This window comes from Oceanobacter sp. 3_MG-2023 (genome assembly GCF_030688925.1).
Taxonomy (GTDB): Bacteria; Pseudomonadota; Gammaproteobacteria; order Pseudomonadales; family Oceanobacteraceae; genus Oceanobacter.
Map to the genome: position 1 here is coordinate 185,041 of NZ_JAUYVX010000006.1, position 19,830 is coordinate 204,870.

Genomic DNA, 19,830 nt, shown 5'->3' on the forward strand with positions numbered 1-19,830 from the left:
TCAGTTATCTCCGCCTATTCCTTCCAGAGCAATTGTTTTAGGGCGTTCTATCCAGCCGCCAAGACCATTAGGAACGATCTCGATCAGACTGAGCCTGTTTGAGGATACCGTTATTACCCGACCATGATTCTGGCCCATGTAATAGCCACGCTTTATTCGTACAACACTGCCACTACCGTCCTTGACCAGAGCCCACAAGACGCCATCGACTCCGGCCATCGTACCAACCATGGTCAACTGGCCCAGTGGGAATTGCTCAAGATGTTCTTTGGGTCGGTCAAAGTCAGGACGTACATTACTCGATGCCTGGGCAGACTGCAGTGTACTGTCAACAACAACGGGCAATTCAAAAGGGGATCGAAGCCCAGCCGCACTGTAACTGAAGTACTCGTAAGGCTTGAATACCGGAATAGGTTCTATTCGCCCCCGGGGCTTGGCCAATGCCTGACTGACAAACTGCTGCAAATCGGCAGTATTCGCAGACTGCGAACACCCCTGCAACAGCAGCATCGACACGCCCATGGCGAGCAGCCATAAATGCTTATTCATCACCACCTCCATACTGATACGTCTTGGCCAGAATGGTCATGGATAATCCGTCTTTTTTGGCAGAGCTGATTGCAAAATCATGCAGGGTTACAATCCGGGGCAAGGCAGCCACACCGGAAACAAACGCTCCCATTTCATGGTAGCCACCATCGACCTCGATACGAATCGGCAACTCGTTATAAAACTCGGTATTGACCATTTTTTGTGGTGAAATCGCGTTCAGTTTCAACCCGGCACCCAAGGCGGCAGCACTGATATCATCAATCAGGCCAGGCACTTCGGTATCCTTGGGCAACTGCTTCAGCAATGATCCAAAGCTGTCCCGCATTTCTGCCAACTGCTCCTTGTAAGCATCCAGGTTGGCAACACGGTACGCTTTTTTCTCAATATCTTTTTTTAGTTGAACTTCTTTGGACGCTTCTTGCTGCAAACGCTCGCCCGAATCCTTCACCAACAGGAAATATCCGGCAACCAATACAGCAACAAAGATCAACGAGCAGAAAACGACCTTGCCGGGTGTCGGCCAGGAGCCCATATCCTCCCAGTCAATCTCGTTCAGATCATTGACGTCCAGTTCCTGCAGCTTGCCAGCCCATGCCTTGAAATCAAATCCTTGCTTGGCCATATCAAGGCTCCTCACTGCTTTGAGGCTCTACCCGCCGGACAGATACCTCAAACACGTTACTGCCATTCGCGACGGCTTTAACTCCCAACAACGCCGGGTCTGCAAACCATTCAGATTCATCAAAGTTACGCATCAGTGCCGCCACACGGTTATTGGACTTGGCAACACCCTTGACGTTAACCCGACTTCCCTGGATGGACAGACTGGTATAATACAGATCTTCAGGGACGGAGCGCGCCAACTCGTCAAACAGCCGGACAATCACCGGGCGATTACCCTGCAAGTTTTGAATCAGTTCCATACGTTCAATCAGCTGTTCCCGTGTTGCCGTCAGCTCATTGATTTCGACAATCTTTTTATCCAGCTTGGAAATTTCCTGCGACAGGAAAGAATTACGTCCCCGCTGGTTACTGAGTTCACTGTCGTAGTAACTGCTTACCATCCAGACCAATCCTGCAGCAATCGCAGCAACCACGGCAATAATACTGATAAACTGCTGTTGCTTCTCCTTGCGGAGTTCCTGACGCCAAGGCAATAAGTTGATATTGGCCATTAATTAAAACCTCGCATCGCCAACCCGCAGGCAACCAGTAAAGAAGGCGCATCGTTACTCAGTAATTTGACATTCACCTTCGATGACACCGACATATCCCGAAAAGGGTTGGCAACCACCGTCGGCAAGCCCATATCTTCCTGAACCTTGTCGACCAGGCCAGCCAGAGTCGCGGTCCCTCCAGCCAGTACCAGGCAATCGACTTCATTAAACTGGCTGGATGAAAAGAAAAACTGCAGGGATCGGCTGATTTGCTGAACAACGGCGTTACGGAACGGCTCCAACAATTCATCTTCATAGTCGCCAGGCAAACCGTCGCCATCACGTGCTGCCGCTGCTTCCTGTTCGGACAGACTGTAACGCCGCATAATATCGTCAATCAACTGACGGCCACCGAAGAGCTGCTCACGAGTATAAATGGACACACCATTATGCAGGACACTGAGCGTTGTCATGGTGGCGCCGATATCAATAATGGCAACGGCTTCATTGGCATCCCCATCCAGGTGATCCCGAATCAGCTCGAATGCCCGTTCGGTACAGTAAGCTTCAATATCGACCACAACAGCTTCCAGACCGGAGTACTCAACAGCATCCTTACGCCGCTCAACGGTATCAGAGCGACAGGCCGCCAGTAGCACCTGAGCCACGGCTTCAGTCTCATCCACACCTGTATTCTGTACTTCCCAATCCAGCGAGACCTCTTCCAAAGGATAGGGAATATATTGATCAGCCTCGGCACGGATCTGCAAATCCATTTCCGATTCGGACAGATTGGCATTCATCTGGATGGTTTTGGTAATGACAGCAGAACCAGCAACGGCAAGAGCAGCCCGCTTTGCCCCGGAACGGGATTTGATCAAAGCCCGTTTGACCGCTTCGCCCACTTCTTCATCATTATGGATATTCTGTTCCATAATGGCATTGTTAGGCAGCGCCTCTGAGGCATAGGCTTCTACCCGATATCCTGCATCGCTGCGACTCAACTCAAGGACCTTTACCGACGTGGAGCTGATGTCCACGCCAAGAAGAGCCTTGCCCTTCTTGCCAAACAGATTCGCCAGCACAACAAAATCCCCTTGAAAATCGAGAACTTGCGATAACAAGTTCAGATTAATTCTATATTTGGGCGGCTATTATAGGCACAATCCTATAAAAAGGACAAAAAAGCCTTATAATGCCGCAACCGCCGATAACCGACCATACGAAGGAATTTTCAATACCTTTATGATCACGCTCAAATCGATTTTTAAATTCGTTATCTGGTTATTCGTTTGCGCCGTTTCTGGCACTGGTTTAACTTGTCTTGCCATATACCTTTATCTAACTCCTACTCTTCCTGACCCTCGTCAACTCCGCGACATTGACTTACAAACACCGTTAAGGGTGTACACCGCCGACGACCAGCTGATCAGTGAATTCGGAGAGAAACGCCGGACTCCCCTTACATTCGAGCAAATTCCCAATCAATTCGTCAATGCTCTGCTCGCCTCGGAAGACGATGGTTTTTACGAGCATTACGGCATTGATGTTAAAGGACTTTTACGAGCAACGCTGGAACTAATTCGCACTGGCAGAAAGAAATCGGGCGGTAGCACCATTACCATGCAAGTTGCCAAGAATTACTATTTATCCAGCGAGAAATCCTTCACTCGTAAATTCACTGAAATACTATTGGCGATAAAAATAGAGAAGACGCTCACAAAACAGGAAATTCTTGAACTTTATGTCAATAAAATATACCTCGGCAAACGAGCCTATGGTATTGAGGCTGCAGCCCAGGTTTATTATGGCAAAGCAATAAACGAATTAACCCTGGCCCAAACAGCCATGATTGCCGGACTACCCCAGGCCCCTTCCGCCGCCAACCCCATCAACAACCCGGATAGAGCGGTCAATCGACGCAACTACGTCCTGTCACGCATGGCCAGTCTCAACATGATCAGCCAGGCAGACTTTGAAACCGCAGCCGCTGAGCCAATCACCGCCCGCTATCACGGTGCAACCAGTGCCATTACCGCCCCTTATATCGCAGAAATGGTGCGCCAGTTTATGGTTGAACACTATGGCGACAATGCCTACACCGATGGTTATATTGTTCACACGACCGTTGATGCTCGCCGTCAGGAAGCAGCCACACGGGCATTGCAACGTGGATTATTAAACTACGACCGGGCACACGGCTACCGTCAGAAAGAGAGCTTTGCCGACACCATTGCTGTCAGCCCAAACCAGACAACAACCAACAACCTTCCAGACTGGTTTGATAGCACTACCGCCGACCCGGCCACCAACTGGCCAGAAACCCTGGCCGACTGGCAACAGCAGCTCCGCAGCCAGAAATCACAAAGCCGGTTGATTCCCGCCATTGTCGCGGACGTCAAGGACGATGGCGCCTGGATGGTAACGGCCAATGGTTTCCGCTTTTTACCTCTTGAGGGTATCAAGTGGGCAGCCCCCTATGTCAGCGTCAACGTAGTTGGCAAAAAGCCAGCCACTGCTTCCCAGCGTCTGAGCCGACGGCAGAAAATCTGGTTTGAAGACCGCGATGGCGAATTGCTGCTGGCACAACCTCCTGAAGTCGAAGGCGCACTGGTATCCATCAATCCAAACACCGGTGCCATCCAGGCCTTGGTCGGAGGATTTTCCCAGGATGGCAACCAGTTCAATCGCGTCCTGCAAGCCGATCGCCAACCAGGCTCATCATTCAAGCCTTTTATTTATAGCGCGGCTTTGGAAAATGGCTTCACCCCTGCCAGCATCATCAATGATGCCCCGGTTGTCTTTAACGACTCAGGGCTGGAAAACACCTGGCGACCAGAAAATTACAGCGGCAAGTTTTACGGCCCGACCCGCTTGCGCCAAGCCCTGTACAAATCCCAGAACCTGGTATCCATCCGTATCCTCAAACAGATCGGTCCTGCCAATGCCGTCGATTACATTACCCGCTTCGGTTTTCCAAAAGCCAAACTTGGCGCCGACCTGTCTCTGGCGCTGGGTTCCTCAGCGATATCACCCATAGAGTTGGCCACAGGTTATTCCGTGCTGGCAAATGGCGGTTTTGCGGTGAAGCCTTATTTTATCCAACGCATCACCACAACCGACGGTGATGAGCTGTTTGCTGCCACTCCGGAAATCGCTTGCCGCCAGTGCGACAACTCATCAGCCAATGCTCCAGCAGCTACGATTAACGACCAGGCATCCACTACCTCAGCGCCAGAAACAGCCACTGAACCAACCCTGGCTCCACGGGTGATGGACAAACGCACCAACTTCCTGATGGTGAACATGCTCAAGGATGTTATCCAGCGCGGTACCGGTCGCCGGGCCAGAGCACTTAATCGTCATGACCTGGCTGGCAAAACAGGCACCACCAACGATCAAGTGGATGCCTGGTTCTCTGGCTTTAATCCGAACCTGGTAACAACAGTATGGGTTGGCTTCGATCAGCCCAGAAGCATGGGTAAATGGGCTCTGGGCGGCTCAACGGCATTACCTATCTGGATTGACTACATGGCTACCGCCCTCGAAACCGAACCACAGGTATCCATGGAACAGCCTGACGGTATTGTCTCGACCCGTATCGATCCTCAATCCGGACTGCTGGCAGCACCAGGACAAGAAGATGCGATTTTCGAATATTTCCGCACCGAAAATGTCCCCACCGAAATGGTGATGCCGACATACTCAGATTCAGGCAATGGCGACAACGGTGGCCTGCATGCCACACCAGAGCTGCTGTTCTGACCTTTAACTGAATGCCTGATACAACAATGCCGATCCATATTCATGAGATCGGCATTGTTGTATCAGCAGAGCTGACCAATCAATTCATATCAATCACTTTGCCGGGATTCATCACGTTGTTAGGGTCAAAAGCAGCCTTCATCGCCTGCATATACCCGATCTCAGCGGCAGAGCGGGAATAGTGCAAGTACGGTTTTTTGGTCATGCCAACGCCATGCTCGGCTGATACAGAACCATCGTACTGTTCGGTAATTTCAAAAACTCGTTTTGATACTCGTGCGCAACGTTCGAAAAATTGCTCTTTCGGCAAGTCATCCGGCTTCAAAATATTCAGATGCAGATTGCCATCACCGATATGCCCGAACCAGATGATCTCGAAGTCGGGATACTCTTCCACAACCACGGCCTCTACTTCCTGCAGAAAATCAGGCACTCGGGAAACAACCACCGACAGGTCGTTTTTATACGGAGTCCAGTGTGAAATGGTTTCGGAAATATCTTCACGCAAGCGCCACAAATTGGCGGCCTGGGTTTCGTTCTGGCTGATCACACCGTCATAGACCCAGCCTGCTTCCATACAGTCCTCAAACAACTGCATGGCCAAATTCATCTTGTCGTCGGTCTCGGCTTCAAATTCCAGCAAGGCATAGAATTCCGTCTCCGTCTCAAACGGCGCTTGAACATCACCGCGAGCCAGCACTTTTTTCAACGCTTTATCCGAGAAAAACTCGAAAGCCGTCAGGTCGATGCCCGACTGGAACTTGTGCAACACACTCATGATGGCCGACATTTCCGGCACACCCAGCACCAGCACGGTCAAATTCTGTGGCGGACGCGTCAGGCGCATGGTCGCTTCAGTGATAAAGCCCAAAGTCCCTTCACCCCCAATAAACAGGTGGCGCATATCGTAACCGGTATTGTTTTTCAGCAGATCCTTGTTCAAACGAACAATGTCACCTTTACCCGTCACCACGGTCAGACCCGCAACCCAGTCGCGGGTCATACCGTAGCGAATCACCTTGATACCACCAGCATTGGTGCTGATATTGCCGCCAAGCTGGCTAGAGCCTGCCGAAGCAAAGTCGACGGGGTAAAACAATCCCTGCTCTTCCGCAAAGGTTTGCAGTTGCTCGGTAATCACCCCGGGGCCACATCGGACCGTGCGATCAATTGCGTTAAAATCAGTCAGATGATTCATGTAGTCAAACGACACAACCACCTCGCCATTTGATGCCATGGCACCAGCACTCAGACCGGTTCGACCACCGGACGGCACCAGAGCCAAGCCGACGTCATTGGCCAACAGTACAATCTGCTGTACCTGCTCAGTGGTTTTGGGGAAAACAATCGCGCAGGGGCAAGGCTCGTAAATTCGAGTCCAGTCTTTGCCGAAATTATCCAGCGAATCAGCATCAGTGCGGACCTTGTCAGCACCAACAATGGCAGCCAGGCGTTCAACAAGGACATCTTGGGTAAGTTGTGTCATGAGCAGTCCAGGAATATGAAGAGTCGTCACACCATCCTGAAGAATCATCGATTTGAAGGTGCGGACGGAGGATCACATTGAAAGCCGCGTATGCTATCATATGCGCCCTGTTTTTCGGAGAGCTTTCGCCCCCGGACAGCACGACCGCATATAATCAGCATGGACTCAGGCCCTCCCAGACCTGACCGTCACCTCTTGAGAAGGTACCCCAATGGCCCAGACTTCCCTCGACAAAAGCAAGATCAAATTCCTCTTGTTGGAAGGCGTGCATCAATCGGCACTCGACACCCTTCATGCCGCTGGCTACACCAACATCGACTATCTGAAGACATCGCTGCCTGAAGACGAATTGAAAGAGCGCATCAAGGATGCACACTTTATCGGCATTCGTTCACGCACCCAGCTGACCGAAGACATCTTTGCCGCCGCAGAAAAACTGATCGCCGTTGGCTGCTTTTGTATTGGCACCAACCAGGTTGATCTGAAAGCCGCCACCAAACGCGGCGTTGCCGTATTTAACGCGCCTTATTCCAACACTCGCTCCGTCGCTGAGCTGTCGTTGGCTGAGATCATCATGCTGATGCGCGGCATTCCAGAGAAAAGCACCCAGTGCCACCGCGGCGGTTGGAGCAAGTCAGCTACCAACTCATATGAAATCAGAGGGAAAAAACTGGGGATTGTTGGCTACGGAAGCATTGGTACCCAGCTGTCGGTCATGGCTGAAAGCATGGGCATGAAGGTATATTTTTACGACATCATCACCAAACTGCCCATCGGTAACGCCACTCAGGTCGGCTCACTCGATGAGCTGCTGTCAATGTCGGATGTCATTTCCCTGCACGTGCCAGAAACTGCCTCCACCAAATGGATGATGGGCCCGGAACAATTTGCCCAAATGAAGCAAGGTTCCATCCTGCTGAATGCCTCTCGCGGTACTGTCGTCGATATCGACGCGCTCGCGGATGCCGTCCGCAGCAAAAAATTACTGGGAGCCGCCATCGACGTATTCCCGACAGAACCTCGCTCCAACAAGGAAGAGTTTGTCAGCCCGTTGCGTGAATTCGACAACGTTATCCTGACGCCACACGTCGGTGGTTCGACCATGGAAGCGCAGGAAAACATCGGCAAAGAAGTGGGCGAAAAACTGGCAACCTACAGTGACCGGGGTACCACCACAGCCTCCGTCAACTTCCCGGAAGTCGCCTTGCCATCCAACCAGAATGTTCACCGGATCTTGCACATCCACCAGAACGTTCCTGGCGTGATGAATGCGATCAACAGTATTTTTGCTGAAAATCACATCAATATCGCCGGTCAATACCTGCAAACGGCTGAAGACATCGGTTACGTTGTAATTGATGTGGCAACATCGGCCAGTGAACTGGCGCTGGAGAAAATCAAGGAAGTTGAAGGTACCATTCGTGCCCGCGTATTGTACTGATCCTGCTGGATAGCGGCTGGTGACAGCCGCATACCACGCCGATACAAAAACGGCCTGCCACCAAAGTGACAGGCCGTTTTTCATGCAATCGTCATTACGCGATACCGTTGCCAGCCAGTCGACAGCCAACACCTGAAGCTAAAGCCGGAAACGCACATTCACCCACGTCAACCAACGGGGCGTACGCTCAAAGTACAACTGGCCGCCATCCGCATCATACTGAACCGATAACGCCACCCCGGCATGACCAAAGTCATGGCCAAAGCGACTTTGCACTTTACGCTGCCGATAAAATTGCTGGCCCGCAAAGCCTGATCCGACGCTGCCATTTCCTTCATCCAGAATCAGCCCCAGCATCCACTCCGAATTCCCAGGAGTGTAGGTCCATGCGGCACGCAAGCTGCGCTCAGCCCCCAATACACCTTCATTACTGCCAGATAATTCCCGATGCTGCAGCAAGCCCACCAGCCACAAACGCTGCAGTCGAGCCAGACGCCAGTCGAGCTGCCACTCCATCCCCATCAGCGTCATGCTGTTGTTATCATCCAGCGATCCATCCAGCAAATTCACCTGCCCTTCAATCAATTGGAACATCCACTCATGGAAGAACTTGATATCCACCGAGAGTCGAGGGTCAAGGAACGCGCCGTAATAACCCACTTCCCAGGCATGGATGCTTTCACCTTCCAGATTACTGTTCCAGTCATCGGCATTCACGGTCAGGAACAACGAACCACTATCCAGCCCAAGGTAGTTATCCGTTAATTGTGTCACGTCTGCATTGGCATTCAGGTATTGCTCGGCCAGGTCGGGGGAACGATGGGTCTGGGAATACTGGAACCGCAGGCTTTGATCCGGGGTCAGCAGATGAGTCACCGCAAACCGGGGGGAATAATTCACCGAACTGTCAGTCTGGTGCTCTGCCGTCAACGAGAAAAACATCAGCCAATCGGGTCTCAAGCGGTACTCAACACTCGAGAAAGCCATCAGACTGTTGCGGGTAAGAGCACGGCCAAAATAAGCCTGGGAGTTCACTTCATCGCGACGATACACCAGGCCTTGAACGGAACGCAGTCGCCGATTCCACCAGATGGTGTTTTCCACCTCCATTTCCCAGCGCTGCTCATAAAGGTCATAATCGCCCTGGCCACACGTGGTTTCATCCAGCCCATCGGCTCCGACAGCCGTTGCTGCAATTTGCTGGGCCAGCGCAAGCTCTTCTTCCGACACCTCTGTATCAACACCCGCACTGGCAAGATAGGCCTGCAACGTTGACGCATCCATCAAGCCATAGGCCAAGGCACTATAATACTGCTCGATTGCCGTTCGTTCAGAGGACGTTGTATCACTATTCAATAACGGTAACACACCATAACCAAGGGCCGTGGCCAGCTCAGAATCCAGATTAAACAGTGTCCGAAGATTGGGATCGTAGGCAATGGTTGCCGTACACGCCCGATAGGATTTTTCCTGGTTTTCCGCTTGCCAGTAAGCTTTTACTTTCCATTCATGGCGACTGTTTTCCAGACCATGAAACGCGATGGAAACAAAATCAGTTGTGGCATCCATCTCTGGCGATGCTTCATGAAAGTTTTCATCCACGAGAATATTACGCTGCAGATTCTGTCGCCCGGCTTGCCAGAAAACCTCAAGATCGTCGGAGATATCACTGGCACCGCTCCAGTTAAGACCCACCATCCGGTTGTAATCCGGCAGATCCCCGGACTCATAGTCATAATCGCCAGCGGTGCCCTCCTGGCTGCCAAAAGCACTCAATCGCTGACGGGAGCCATTCAGATCAAACGCCGTGGACAAATAACCTCGACGGCGGGAGTCGGAACCAAGCGATGCAGACACATCAAGCGAGCGGCTGTCGCCCGGATGACGGGTGACGATATTGATCACCCCCTGAAACGCATTCATGCCGTACGAAGAAGCACTGGAGCCACGGGTAATTTCGATCCGCTCAATATCTTCCAGCGCGATATTCAGCTGATCCCAGTCAACACTGGCAAAAATGGCACCATAGACAGAGCGCCCATCCACCAGCACTTCCAGGCGGCGGGACAAAGAGAGGTCGCCGGAGTGGTACACCACACCCGACTGGTTGGAATCCAACTCCTGTGCCACAAACATTCCGGGCACATACTGAAAGACATCCACCAGTCGCTGAATACCCCACAGACGGATTTGCTCGGCGGTAATCAGCGTTGCACTGGCAGGCACTTCTGGCATCGGCTGCTGCAGCCGGATTGGACTTAATACAACGGGCAGGTCGGGTTCAAAGTCGTCCAGAGCCTCGGCCTGACAAACATTTGATCCGCCTGCCAAGCATCCCAAGACACTGGCAACCAGACCAATATATCGTCCAATACGAGGCATAAAACAATCCATCGGCACAGTTGCGCTAGTTCACAGAGACATTGTGGATTATGCCCATATCAGCATCAAAAAACGACTGGATTCGACCAGTGGTCAATCCACCAGACGCATTTCAATCCCGGCAGCGGCCATATGCTGCTTGGCCTGCTGCACGGTGTACTCCCCAAAGTGGAAAATACTGGCGGCCAATACCGCGTCCGCTCGCCCTTGTGTTACGCCTTCAACCAAGTGATCGAGGTTACCGACACCGCCGGAGGCAATGACCGGAATGTTCACCGCGTCTGATATTGCCCGCGTTACACCAAGGTCAAAACCTGATTTCACACCATCACGATCCATACTGGTCAGCAATATCTCACCCGCGCCGTAGTCGGCCATTTTCACCGCCCACTCGACCGCATTGATACCGGTTGGCTTGCGGCCGCCATGGGTAAAAATTTCCCAATGGTTATCACCCACCTGCTTGGCATCAATCGCAACCACGATGCACTGCGCGCCAAATTTCTGTGAAGCTTCACGCACAAATTCCGGGTTATATACTGCGGCGGAATTGATCGATACCTTGTCGGCACCGGCATTCAGCATCCGGCGAATATCGTCCAGTTCCCGAATACCGCCCCCGACAGTGAGCGGAATAAACACCTGTTCGGCAATGGCTTCCACCATATGAACCGTGGTTTCACGCCCTTCATGGCTGGCGGTAATATCCAGAAAGGTGATTTCATCCGCACCCTGATCGTTATAACGCTTGGCAATCTCTACCGGATCGCCCGCATCCCGGATACCGACAAAGTTCACGCCTTTGACAACCCGGCCCTTGTCCACATCCAGACAAGGAATAATACGTTTGGCCAAAGCCATAGGAACTCTCCTGCACTACCTGTATTAGGCCTGAATCAGGCGATTGGCTTCGCCACCAGCGTATCCGCCAGAGTCTGGGCTTCGGCAACATCCAGGCTGCCTTCATAAATGGCCCGACCGGTAATCGCGCCAAGAATCCCCTGGCTGGCAACCATCGCCAACTGGCGAATATCGTCGATATTGGTCACACCACCGGATGCAATCACCGGAATGCCTCCTTCGACGGCCAACTCAAGCGTTGCAGCCACATTCACCCCTTGCATCATGCCATCCCGGGCAATATCGGTGTAAACAATGGCTGATACGCCGTCGTGCTTGAACTGCCGGGCCAGATCCACCGCCTTGACCTCAGAAACCTCAGCCCAGCCGTCGGTGGCAACAAAGCCATCCTGGGCATCCAGCCCCACAATAACCTTGCCTGGAAACGCGGCACAGGCTTCTTTGACAAACGCCGGTTCTTTCACCGCCTTGGTACCGATAATGACGTAACTGACACCGGCTTTAACGTAGGCTTCGATGGTTTCCAGAGAACGGATGCCACCACCAATCTGGATCGGCAAGCCCGGAAATTCCTTGGCAATGGCCGTCACCGCGCCACCGTTGACGGGTACACCAGCAAAGGCACCATTCAGATCCACCAAATGCAACCGCCGACAACCGGCGTCTACCCAGCGACGGGCCATTTCTACGGGGTTATCACCAAACACGGTAGAGTCTTCCATACGACCCTGGCGCAGACGAACGCATTCGCCATCTTTCAAATCAATTGCAGGTATAACGAGCATGAGAAAACCTTAATATCAGAGTGACAGCCGACCCTCAGGCCTGGCCATCCCATTCGAGAAAATTCTTTAACAACGCCAGACCGGCGTTATGGCTTTTTTCCGGGTGAAATTGCACCGCAAATACATTGTCTTCCCCCATCGCGGCAGCAAACTCAACACCATAATGGCCGCGACCTTTAATCTGTTGCGGCCGCTCCGCGTGGACATAATAGGAGTGCACAAAATAAAAGCGGCTGTGGTTATCAATGCCATGCCAGAGCGGATGATCCACTTGCGAGACCTGGTTCCAGCCCATATGCGGTACTTTCAGTTTTTCACCATTTTCGACCAGATCGTGACCAAAAAACCGTACCTGCCCAGGAAACAACCCCAAACAATCAACACCGTTGTTTTCTTCCGAACGATCCATCATGGCCTGCAAGCCCACGCAAATCCCGAGCAATGGCTTGGTCTGGCGTGCTTCTTCCACCACCTGATCGATACCCTGACGGCGAATTTCAGCCATACAGTCCCGAATCGCACCCACGCCGGGCAACACCACATGGTCAGCAGCACGAATGACTTCCGGGTCACTGGTCACCAGCACCCTGGTATCCTGGGCGACGGCCTGCAACGCACCATGGGCGGAATGCAGGTTACCCATGCCATAGTCGATCACTGCACACACTTTACTTGTCACGAAACCACTTCCTTCCAAAAAATCTTACAAAGTGCCCTTGGTGGAAGGCATGACACCCGCCATTCGAGGGTCCATCTCAACCGCCATCCGCAGTGCCCGGCCAAACGCCTTGAAAATGGTCTCAGCCTGATGGTGTGCGTTAAACCCTTTGAGGTTATCGATATGCAAACTGACCTTGGCGTGATTCACAAAACCCTGGAAAAACTCCCAGAACAACTGGGTATCGAGCTTGCCAATCGCAGCGCGGGTAAAATCACAATTGAAGCACAGGCCAGGACGACCGGAAAAATCAATCACCACCCGCGACAAGGCTTCATCCAGCGGTACATAACTGTGGCCATAACGAACGATGCCTTTTTTGTCGCCAATCGCTTCCGCAAAGGCTTGCCCCAGGGTAATGCCAATGTCTTCCACCGTGTGGTGATCATCAATATGCAGGTCACCCTCGCAGAAAATATCCAGATCGATCAGGCCATGGCGAGCAATCTGATCCATCATATGCTCCAGAAACGGCACACCGGTATCAAACTGGCTTTTGCCAGTACCGTCGAGATTGATGGAGACCCGAATCCGGGTCTCCAGGGTATTACGTTCGACCGTTGCCGTACGGGCCATGGAATGCTCCAACTATCGCCAAAGAAAAAGGAAACCATTATAAAGGGCGCAGTGAAAAACCTCCATGAAACCTCAACAAGCATCTGAAGACCAAACGCTTGCCCTTCAAACCATAATCAGGAGTCCCAAGTGCCCGTTCTACTCGAACACATCAAACAGCCTACTGCTGCCGACTGGGCTGATATCGCCAAGATTCAGGCCGATACCGCTGACGAACAACTGCAAGCTCCCATGCTGCAACAACGGCTCGCCAACCAAGGCTGGATTATTGCCGCACGGTTTAACGACCGCATCGTCGGTGTCATACTCTGTACCCAGAACCAACAGACAATAACCCTGTCGAACGCAGCCGTGAGAACAATTACGCAGCGCCGGGGCGTCATACATCAGACAATACACCTGCTACAACACTGGGCCAGGGATCAGGCCATGACCCTTCGTATCGAAACAGCACCCGATACACTGGCACCGGCCTTGGAAAAACGCGGATTTGAGTTCACCGAATCCGCCTGGGTATGGCAGCCGTAACCTGTTCATACCAATGTACCCGTTGCGATCATGGATACATTTTCAAGCGTTACAGGCAACAATCTTTTCACCACCCGGGTGCTACACAAGCAATGCGCGGCACGACATACTGCACAGATATCAGAACCTGATCTGTGCCTGTAGCCACCTCTAACATAACAATGGACGCCTCACTCATGTTTCGATTCTTGATTCTTATTTCAGCGTTGCTTTGCAACCTTACGGCCTGGGCCGCGCAAACGCCCTCGGAAGTAGTAGCCAAGGCAACCAGCCAACTGACCGAACGTCTGAATCAGACGCCGGTAGAGCAACGTACCGAAAACCTGGTACGCGAACTTGTAATGTCGTTCATTGTGCCTGCCATCGATCAGGAAAAAATCGCCAAAGGGGCGTTGGGCAAATACTGGCGGCTGGCCAGCTCGACGCAACAACAGGAATTCATCGATCGTTTTCGGGAATTACAGATCCGCACCTACAGCGGTGCCTTCAAGGCATTCAGTGGTGAAAAGCTGGAGTTTGAAGAAGCCCGTATCAACCCCGAAGGCGACAAAGCCTTTGTTCAGGGCTTTCTGACCCAGTCCAATGGCAACACTGTCCCAATTGATTTCAAACTTTACCGCAAAGATACGGAAGACCAATGGCGTGTATACGACGCAGTCGTCTCGGGTCTGAGTATGGTCAAAACCTACCGGGACCAAATGGCTGAACGCCTGCAAGGAACCCACCCAGGCAACGCAAAAACCCGCATGGACGACCTGTTGCAGCAACTTCAGCAAGAAGCGGATCGGGCAGCACAAGCCAACCTGGCCGCTGAATAAGAAAACGCGCCATTATTCAGTGCGTATGGTGGTCGGAACCCCATACGCACTCCGGGTCTCTCTAGGCAAATACCTGATTTATGGTACATGCTATGGTTTATTACAAGCGGACCACATCACGTAACCGCCCCAAACGAGCCGAGAGACATGCATCTACAGGTACAACGCCTGAAGCACAAGCTGGTTATCGTCACGTTATTGACGACCACCCTGACTCTGATATTTTCAAGCATCGCCTTTACCTGGCTGGAATACTATCTGACCCGCCAGGACAACGAACGCCAACTGAACACCATTGGCACCATGATCGCTCGCCACAGCGCACACGAACTCCTGGCAGGACACACCAGCGAACTGAAAGAAAGCATCCGCTCCCTCAGTGACAACAGCGATATTCTGAGCGGCTGCATCTACGACGCCAACAACCTGCTGGTCATCACTTACCTGCGCGATAACCAGCCATCCTTGGCTCCCTGCCCACCACAACGGGACATGAGCCATGACAACCACAAGCAACAGATATTCCCGATCCAGTATCAACACAAAACCGTCGGCACCCTGACCCTGCACACCACCCAGGAATCCAGAAACAAACGACTGCAGCAGTTTGGCCTCTTTTCAATCCTGATTGCCATACTGGCTCTATTACTCGGGTTTGTTGCTTCATCGCACCTGAAAGAACTGGTCTTGCGTCCGTTACACGAGCTTTACGCCACGCTCAAGCGCATTGCGCAAGACCAGGACTACTCCATCCGTGCCACCCGTAAAACCGACGATGAACTGGGCGCTCTGGTCGACCTGTTTAACTCTCTGCTGCAAACCATTGAAACCGAACACGCCTCACTCAAGGAAAACGAAGCCCGCTTCCGCAAACTGGCAGCCTTTTCTCCCGTTGGCATCTTTCAGGTAGACACCCAGCAAACCCTGCAATACGTCAATCAGCGCTGGCGGGAAATCCACCAGTTGTACGACGAATTACCGCAACTGGAACGCTGGTTTGACAGCATTGCCCCCGCCGACCTCGTCAGCCTGCGCGACGCCTGGCAGCAATTAATCACCACACAAGAAGGCATTGCCATGGACCTGCGCCTGCTGAATCGCGACAGCAGCCAGACCTGGATTCACCTGATGGCCAGCCCAATGAACAGCTCAGACGGAGAAGTCGTGGGCTATCTCGGAGCCATCTCTGATATTTCCGAACTGAAATACGCCCAGCTACAAATGGAGAACCTGGCTTTCTACGACTCGCTCACCGGCCTCGCCAACCGACGACTGTTCAAGAACCGGCTCACCAAATCCATCAAATCCGCTCAGCGTACCCAATCCACCCTGGCGCTCGTTTATCTCGACATGGACCAGTTCAAACGCATCAACGACTCCATGGGCCATGATGCCGGCGACCAGCTTCTGCAAGAAGCCGCCAAACGACTGAGCAACTGCGTTCGTGATCGAGACACAGTATCCCGTATCGGTGGCGACGAATTCACCATCCTGCTAACCGATATCAAACAGACCTCCGACGTCCTCGCCGTGGCCGAAAAATTACTCTCCACTCTCAACCGCCCGGTCAGAATCAAAGGACAGGACATCACCACCTCCGTCAGCATCGGCATCACCCTGACACCGCAAGACTCCAGCGACCCCAACACCCTGATGAAAAATGCCGACCTGGCCATGTATCGCGCCAAAGAACTGGGCCGTAACAACATCCAGTTCTTCTCCGAAGACATGAACCGCTCAATCCTCGAACACCTGGACTGGGAACAAAAAATCAACACCGCCCTGGCAGAAGACCAGTTTAACCTCGTTTACCAGCCCAAAATCAGCTTGCAGGGTTATCACACCACAGGCCTGGAAGCCCTGGTTCGTTGGCATCACCCGAAGAACGGCCTGATACCCCCAAGCCAATTTATCCCGGTCGCGGAAGAAAACGGTCAAATGCTCGCCATTGGCCGCTGGATTCTGGAACGCAGCTGCACCGATATGCAATCGCTCCTGCAGACCAGAGCACTACCCGCCGACGCTCGCCTGTCCGTTAACCTGTCGGCCAGTCAGTTTGCCGCCCCCGACCTGCAGCAAAACGTTCAGCAAGCACTGCAACTATCCGGTCTGGCGGCCGCCAACCTGGAGCTGGAAATCACCGAAAGCACCCTGATGCGCGATGTCGAAAGTTCCATTGCCATCATCAACAACCTGCAAGCGCTTGGTATCCGCTTTGCTATCGATGACTTTGGCACCGGCTACTCATCACTCTCCCATCTCAAACGCCTGCCAATCACCGTACTCAAGATCGACCCGTCATTTGTCGCCGACATCACCACCGACGTCAATAACATGGCCATCACTGCCGCCATCATTGCCATGGCCCACAAACTCGGCCTGTCCGTCGTGGCCGAAGGTGTTGAATCCGACGATCAGGTAAACTTCCTCCGCAACAGCCTTTGCGATGAAGGCCAGGGCTATCTGTTCAGCCGACCACTGACACTGCCGCAACTGCAGCTGTTTCTGCACAAAGCACCAATCGCCCCACTCAACCAATGACTCAGCCTGATGACCTCTACCCAGACCGATACCGCATTCTCTGACACCCTGCTCCACTGGTATGACCACCACGGGCGCAAACACCTCCCCTGGCAACAAGACATCACACCCTATCGAGTGTGGGTCTCAGAAATAATGTTGCAACAAACCCAGGTCGCCACCGTCATTCCCTACTACCAACGCTTTATGGAACGCTTTCCCACCGTACAAGCGCTCGCCGCCGCCGAACAGGATGACGTACTCCACCTCTGGACCGGCCTCGGCTACTACGCCCGAGGCCGCAACCTGCATGCCTGCGCCAAACAAATCGTCGAACGTTACCAGGGTGAATTTCCCCCATCGGTAACACAACTGACAGAGCTGCCGGGCATCGGCCGCTCCACCGCCGGAGCCATCGTCTCCATCAGTATGGGCATCCGCGCCGCCATCCTCGATGGCAACGTCAAACGAGTCCTTACCCGCTTTTACGCCATCGAAGGCTGGCCCGGCACCACGGCCGTACAAAACCGGCTCTGGGACATTGCCGAACGGCTGACCCCCAATCACCGCCCCCGCGAATACACTCAGGTCATGATGGATATGGGTGCCACCCTCTGCACCCGCAGCAAACCCGATTGCAGCATCTGCCCGCTCCAGCCCGACTGCCTCGGCTACGCCAGCGGCAACCCGACCCAATACCCCAACAGCAAACCCAAAAAAGACAAGCCGGAAAAACACACCTGGATGCTGATGCTACGCAACCCGCACGGTGAATACCTGCTGCAGCCACGCCCACAAACCGGCATTTGGGGTGGCTTGTGGAGTTTTCCGGAAGCCACCTCCCTGGCACAAGCTGAACAGTGGCTAAGCACTCACTACGGCGACAGCACCGACATTCAGGAACTCAGCAGCTTCCGTCATACCTTCAGCCACTACCACCTGCACATACACCCGGTCGAAGTGCACTTGCCCCGCGCCCCGACATACATAGGCGAAGCACAACAGCATTGGTACAATCCACACAACCCGAGCGAACTGGGCCTGGCCGCACCGGTCAAAAAACTACTGCACGCCAGCCTATGACTCACCACACCAGGAACGCCACATGAGCCGCACAGTCTTCTGCCGCAAATACCAGCAAACACTGCCAGCACTGGCCACCGCCCCACTCCCAGGCCCAGCCGGAGAACACATCCTCCAACACATCTCCGCCCAGGCCTGGGAAGAATGGACCGCCCATCAAACCCGGCTAATCAACGAAAAACACCTCAACATGATGGACAAGGAAGCACGTAAATACCTGACCGAACAACGCGAAAAATTCTTCTCCGGCACCGACTTCGACAAAGCTGATGGCTATGTCCCTGAAAATTCTGAAAAATAATCACCCAAATACTGTTGACAGAAAATCAACAGAGCGGTTTAATACGCGCCACTTAACGAACAGCACGCCACGCTCAGCGTAGCAGCAAAGTTTTCGTTAACGTTGCCCGGATAGCTCAGTCGGTAGAGCAGGGGATTGAAAATCCCCGTGTCGGTGGTTCGATTCCGCCTCCGGGCACCACAAAACACCATAAAAAACAGCCAGTTGCGAAAGTAACTGGCTGTTTTTTTATGCCTGCAATTCAGGACAGGGCCACTTTAGGGCCACATAGAAAAAATCCCACATTCACCGCTCGTCAAAATGTCATATCAAATAGTTGGTTCACTCCTAGTAATAGGCACGAACACGCACTACTATGAACTAACAGAAACGCTTGACTCCGAATTAGCCATATTTATAATTTGGCCCCTTTTATTCGGACAGGAGTCATGCGGTGCCAAGTTCACAAGACCCGAGAAATGAAGTAGTTGAGATACACTTTCAAGTAATTCGGGTGGCAAATCACTTTGTAAAGCAGGCCGCTCGCTTCTCTATCGAGGAGCTTAAGGAGCATGACGATCCTACTTATGAAGAGATTGCAACAAATGTAAAGCTTATTGCGGGCATCTTGAAAGACGTCGCATCTATGGGTGTGTATGGTGAAGAGCGATTGGCTCACAATGCCCTGCAAGCCGCAAATTTGATGGAAAGAATGGCTACTGCCATAGAGAAAAAAGACGAAAAGGCGCTGAAGGATGCCGCTACAGAGCTAGGCAAGATGTGCCCAATCTAAAGTAGTGTACTTTTACCCAACGTAAAAGAGTGCCAATTAGACTAATAGAGGAACTATCCGATGAAAAAACTTACTACTCACGAAG

The 19,830-nt window shown here is 52.6% G+C and carries 18 protein-coding genes and 1 tRNA gene; 9 read left to right on the top strand and 10 right to left on the bottom strand.

Annotated elements, in window-relative coordinates; genetic code table 11:
* From Q8W32_RS07825 to Q8W32_RS07840, 4 genes are read right to left on the bottom strand one after another with little or no spacing between them, the layout of a single operon-like run.
* Nucleotides 1-549 (bottom strand): pilus assembly protein PilP, encoded by a 549-nt coding sequence (locus Q8W32_RS07825; protein WP_303433898.1) that lies wholly within the window; start codon nt 547-549, stop codon nt 1-3.
* Nucleotides 542-1,174 carry a type 4a pilus biogenesis protein PilO gene (locus Q8W32_RS07830; protein WP_305414427.1) on the bottom strand — a complete coding sequence of 211 codons (633 nt, stop codon included), beginning with the start codon at nt 1,172-1,174 and terminating at the stop codon, nt 542-544. Before Q8W32_RS07830 ends, Q8W32_RS07825 begins: the two co-directional genes overlap by 8 nt.
* A gap of 1 nt (nt 1,175) precedes the next feature.
* Nucleotides 1,176-1,727, bottom strand: a complete 552-nt coding sequence (locus Q8W32_RS07835; protein WP_303433902.1) for a PilN domain-containing protein — start codon at nt 1,725-1,727, stop codon at nt 1,176-1,178.
* Nucleotides 1,727-2,833 (bottom strand): pilus assembly protein PilM, encoded by a 1,107-nt coding sequence (locus Q8W32_RS07840; RefSeq protein WP_368501389.1) that lies wholly within the window; start codon nt 2,831-2,833, stop codon nt 1,727-1,729. Before Q8W32_RS07840 ends, Q8W32_RS07835 begins: the two co-directional genes overlap by 1 nt.
* Before the next feature lie 280 nt (nt 2,834-3,113).
* Here Q8W32_RS07840 and Q8W32_RS07845 point away from each other — a divergent pair, with 280 nt between their 5' ends.
* Nucleotides 3,114-5,474 (top strand): penicillin-binding protein 1A, encoded by a 2,361-nt coding sequence (locus tag Q8W32_RS07845; RefSeq protein ID WP_305414430.1) that lies wholly within the window; start codon nt 3,114-3,116, stop codon nt 5,472-5,474.
* Between the two features lie 79 nt (nt 5,475-5,553).
* On the opposite strand, the gene Q8W32_RS07850 is transcribed toward Q8W32_RS07845, so the two are convergent.
* The gene (locus tag Q8W32_RS07850) at nt 5,554-6,960 is read right to left on the bottom strand and encodes an FAD-binding oxidoreductase (protein ID WP_303433906.1); all 1,407 of its coding nucleotides are present in this window, start codon (nt 6,958-6,960) and stop codon (nt 5,554-5,556) included.
* A gap of 211 nt (nt 6,961-7,171) precedes the next feature.
* Here Q8W32_RS07850 and serA point away from each other — a divergent pair, with 211 nt between their 5' ends.
* On the top strand, nt 7,172-8,401 hold the full coding sequence (gene serA / locus Q8W32_RS07855; RefSeq protein WP_303433908.1) for a phosphoglycerate dehydrogenase: 1,230 nt from the start codon (nt 7,172-7,174) through the stop codon (nt 8,399-8,401).
* Nucleotides 8,402-8,539: 138 nt separating this feature from the next.
* Here the strand turns inward: serA and Q8W32_RS07860 are convergent, their stop codons facing one another.
* The 5 genes from Q8W32_RS07860 to hisB all read right to left on the bottom strand — a co-directional run bounded on the left by Q8W32_RS07860 (nt 8,540) and on the right by hisB (nt 13,723).
* Complete coding sequence (locus Q8W32_RS07860; protein WP_305414432.1) at nt 8,540-10,783, bottom strand: TonB-dependent siderophore receptor; 2,244 nt, start codon at nt 10,781-10,783, stop codon at nt 8,540-8,542.
* 93 nt (nt 10,784-10,876) lie between these two features.
* Nucleotides 10,877-11,644: an imidazole glycerol phosphate synthase subunit HisF gene (gene hisF, locus Q8W32_RS07865; RefSeq protein ID WP_303433912.1), complete on the bottom strand. Its 768-nt coding sequence runs from the start codon at nt 11,642-11,644 to the stop codon at nt 10,877-10,879.
* Between the two features lie 35 nt (nt 11,645-11,679).
* A complete protein-coding gene (gene hisA, locus Q8W32_RS07870) occupies nt 11,680-12,429 on the bottom strand; it encodes a 1-(5-phosphoribosyl)-5-[(5-phosphoribosylamino)methylideneamino]imidazole-4-carboxamide isomerase (RefSeq protein ID WP_305414435.1) in 750 nt (249 codons plus the stop codon).
* A 34-nt stretch (nt 12,430-12,463) separates the two neighbouring features.
* Nucleotides 12,464-13,072 (bottom strand): imidazole glycerol phosphate synthase subunit HisH, encoded by a 609-nt coding sequence (hisH, locus tag Q8W32_RS07875; RefSeq protein WP_370693305.1) that lies wholly within the window; start codon nt 13,070-13,072, stop codon nt 12,464-12,466.
* A gap of 60 nt (nt 13,073-13,132) precedes the next feature.
* Nucleotides 13,133-13,723 (bottom strand): imidazoleglycerol-phosphate dehydratase HisB, encoded by a 591-nt coding sequence (gene hisB / locus Q8W32_RS07880; RefSeq protein WP_303433916.1) that lies wholly within the window; start codon nt 13,721-13,723, stop codon nt 13,133-13,135.
* Nucleotides 13,724-13,852: 129 nt separating this feature from the next.
* On the opposite strand from hisB, the gene Q8W32_RS07885 reads away from it, so the two are divergent.
* From Q8W32_RS07885 to Q8W32_RS07915, 7 genes are all read left to right on the top strand, one after another.
* Nucleotides 13,853-14,251 carry an acetyl-CoA sensor PanZ family protein gene (locus tag Q8W32_RS07885; protein WP_303433918.1) on the top strand — a complete coding sequence of 133 codons (399 nt, stop codon included), beginning with the start codon at nt 13,853-13,855 and terminating at the stop codon, nt 14,249-14,251.
* A 176-nt stretch (nt 14,252-14,427) separates the two neighbouring features.
* Nucleotides 14,428-15,069, top strand: coding sequence for a phospholipid-binding protein MlaC (locus Q8W32_RS07890; RefSeq protein WP_303433920.1), 642 nt, complete (start codon nt 14,428-14,430; stop codon nt 15,067-15,069).
* A 147-nt stretch (nt 15,070-15,216) separates the two neighbouring features.
* Nucleotides 15,217-17,610, top strand: coding sequence for a bifunctional diguanylate cyclase/phosphodiesterase (locus Q8W32_RS07895; protein ID WP_305414438.1), 2,394 nt, complete (start codon nt 15,217-15,219; stop codon nt 17,608-17,610).
* A gap of 9 nt (nt 17,611-17,619) precedes the next feature.
* Complete coding sequence (mutY, locus tag Q8W32_RS07900) at nt 17,620-18,672, top strand: A/G-specific adenine glycosylase (protein WP_303433923.1); 1,053 nt, start codon at nt 17,620-17,622, stop codon at nt 18,670-18,672.
* A 22-nt stretch (nt 18,673-18,694) separates the two neighbouring features.
* Nucleotides 18,695-18,973: an oxidative damage protection protein gene (locus tag Q8W32_RS07905; RefSeq protein WP_303433925.1), complete on the top strand. Its 279-nt coding sequence runs from the start codon at nt 18,695-18,697 to the stop codon at nt 18,971-18,973.
* Between the two features lie 104 nt (nt 18,974-19,077).
* A tRNA-Phe gene (locus Q8W32_RS07910) sits at nt 19,078-19,153 on the top strand.
* Nucleotides 19,154-19,406: 253 nt separating this feature from the next.
* Nucleotides 19,407-19,745, top strand: a complete 339-nt coding sequence (locus tag Q8W32_RS07915) for a hypothetical protein (RefSeq protein ID WP_305414439.1) — start codon at nt 19,407-19,409, stop codon at nt 19,743-19,745.
* Nucleotides 19,746-19,830: the final 85 nt, after the last annotated feature.